This is a genomic window from Paracoccus sp. IB05, assembly GCF_016405985.1.
In the GTDB taxonomy this organism is placed as follows: Bacteria; Pseudomonadota; Alphaproteobacteria; order Rhodobacterales; family Rhodobacteraceae; genus Pseudogemmobacter.
This window is the reverse complement of record NZ_JAEFCF010000085.1, coordinates 1-2,592: the sequence shown is the minus strand read 5'-3', so window position 1 is coordinate 2,592 and position 2,592 is coordinate 1. Positions and strand designations below refer to the sequence as shown.

Below are 2,592 nucleotides of genomic sequence, written 5' to 3'. Positions count from 1 at the left end.
AACGAGAGCAGATGATGAGACGTGAAGGCGTCTAAGAAACTCGGGGCTATTCAAAAACACCATCAGACCCATAACACTCAATCGCAAAAACGCACTCTTCGCCGGTCATGACGAGGGCGGCCGAACCTGGGCGCGCATGGCATCGCTGATCGAAACCTGCAAGCTGAACGCCATCGACCCCTACGCCTACTTGCGCGAAACCATGACCGACATCGCCAACGGCTACCCCGCGTCGCGCATCGACGACCTCATGCCTTGGGCCTTCCAGAAGCCGTCAACCTGAAAGCCCGGCGGCGTTCACGCACCGCTTACTGTGCATGTCGTCCTCACGTTTTCGCACCCGGTGCGCTGGGTGCATTTTGTCTCTTAAAGCAGGTCGCGTTAAAACCGGCAAGCCTCAATGACTGAGGTGTGAAACGCACCGAAAAAGCCCCCTCCGCGATACCCTTGCCCGCAACATGCGGCTGCTGCGGGCTGAGCGGGGCTGGTCACAGGAATTTCTTGCAGCAGAAGCTGGCCTCCACCGCACCTATCTGAGCGCGGTGGAGCGCTCGGAGCAGAACATCTCCCTCGACAATATCTGGAGGATCGCGCTAGCCTTCGGCGTTCCTGCCAGCAGCCTTATCGAATCCAACTGACGCCAGCCGGGCAAGGTCAGGGGGTACAAGGGGGGATTGGGAAATAAGAAATCCGCGCAACCCATTGAGGATGCGCGGATTTTCTTTGGAAACTGGTGCCGCTGAAGGGACTCGAACCCCCGACCCCATCATTACGAATTATCGCCACATAGATTTGCACGGGTTTGTCTGGGCTTGTCCGCGCTTGCGTGGGTTGGGCAACTTATTGATCTGCATAGGGTATTGTCGACTGTGTGAGCTTGATCGGGTTTGCGGCGATATGCGCCAGCTTGTCCTGATCTGGTTCCGCCGTGGTTCCACGGAACTAAAGCACAGGAGAATAGACATGCCCAAAATCACGAAATCTGCCGTCGATGCGATGGCCCCTGATCCCAGCCGCGAGACCTATCTCTGGGACTCGTCGCTGGCCGGTTTCGGTGTCCGCATGATGCCCAACGGCACTGCCAGCTTCATTCTGAAATATCGCACCCGCTCTGGCGCCGCTCGCAAGATGGTCATCGCCCGGGTGGGCACCATCACCCCGGATGAAGCACGCAAGGAAGCCATCAAGGCGCTGGCTGAAGTTGCTAAGGGCGGCGATCCTTCCACCGACCGCAAGGCCGCGCGCAAGAACATGAAGGTGGCAGAGCTCGCGGATCGCTTCGTCGCTGACATGAAGGGGGGCTGGAAGGAGAATACCTACCTGGCCAACACCAGCCAGATCGAGACCCACATCAAGCCTCTTCTGGGCCATCGCGATGCCGTCTCTCTCACCTATACCGATGTGACCAAGATGCTGGCTGACATCGCGGCCGGTAAGACGGCCAAGAAGCGGAAAGGACGCGGCGGTGTCACGACCGGCGGCAAAGGCGTGGCAAGCCGGGCCCTCGTTATCCTCGGTGCGATCCTCAACCATGGCATGCGCCTTGATGTCCTGAGCCGCAACGTCACCGATGGTGCGAAGAAGGATGCCACCGGGAAGCGCACCCGCTTCCTGTCCTTCGATGACCTGAAGGCTCTGGGGAAGGTGCTGGAAGATAGCCCCGCTGAACCTGCCTCTGGTGTATCCGCCATCCGCTTTCTGTTGTTGACCGGCTTTCGCCGCAACGAAGCCCTTACGCTTAAGGGGCACTACTGCATCCCTGAGAAGAGCCTTGTGTCTCTGCCTGACACTAAGACTGGTGCTCAGATGAGGGTGGCGGGTAAGGCGGCGCTTGATCCCATCTGGATGAGTTGGGGCAAGGATGCATGGGTTTTTCCGGCGGATCGCGGCGAAGGCCATTTTGTCGGATTGCCGAAGTGCTTGGGGCGTATCTGCGCCGAGGCTGGGATCGAAGGTGTGTCGGCGCACACCCTGCGTCATACTTTTGCCGCCGTTGCGGCCACTCTCGGCTATTCCGAGCTGACCATCGCCGGTTTGCTTGGCCATGCCGCTGGCAGCGTCACCGCCCGCTATGCCCATGTTGCCGATGCTGCCTTGGTCTCTGCCGCGAACCGGGTATCGAATGTGATCGCCCGCGCCTTGGCGGGAGAAAATGTCGAGGGCGAGTTCTTTCCCGACTAGTGCCACCTGCCATGCTGAATACAGGTCTGGCCGGGCCTTTCGTGTGGGGAGCGCGGGGAACATGGGGAACAGGATTGATTTATAAGGGAAAAATTCTGTTCCCCATCAAGAAGACTGCTGGGGAACAGCTTCCCACCCCGAACCGGCCGTTTCCGCAGAGGTGCAAGAGCAAGGGCATTGGCGGGCGAGGATGTCGAGGGCGAGATTTTCCCAGGAAGGGGGGGGTGAGAGTATCTCGTTCTACGGCTTAGGGCGTCACGGTGCGCGGTTAGAGGCTACCCTTGGTGTCTATGGCTGTGTTAATGGTTAGGGAAAGCGAAGCATGATCTGTGAGAATGAGAAATGTCGGATCTCAAGGGCTTTGTTGCGCTATTCCTCTGATCTGCGGATTCATGTTTGTGAGTCAGCGGG

The 2,592-nt window shown here is 58.8% G+C and carries 2 protein-coding genes and 1 pseudogene; all 3 read left to right on the top strand.

The features are described from left to right. Positions 1–37: 37 nt before the first annotated feature. Positions 38–283: pseudogene (locus JC607_RS25735) on the top strand (transposase domain-containing protein); the annotation flags it as partial. A 175-nt stretch (positions 284–458) separates the two neighbouring features. Next, positions 459–638 carry a helix-turn-helix domain-containing protein gene (locus JC607_RS25095; RefSeq protein WP_198839431.1) on the top strand — a complete coding sequence of 60 codons (180 nt, stop codon included), beginning with the start codon at positions 459–461 and terminating at the stop codon, positions 636–638. A 325-nt stretch (positions 639–963) separates the two neighbouring features. Continuing rightward, positions 964–2,181 (top strand): site-specific integrase, encoded by a 1,218-nt coding sequence (locus JC607_RS25090; protein ID WP_198839430.1) that lies wholly within the window; start codon positions 964–966, stop codon positions 2,179–2,181. Positions 2,182–2,592 lie beyond the last annotated feature (411 nt).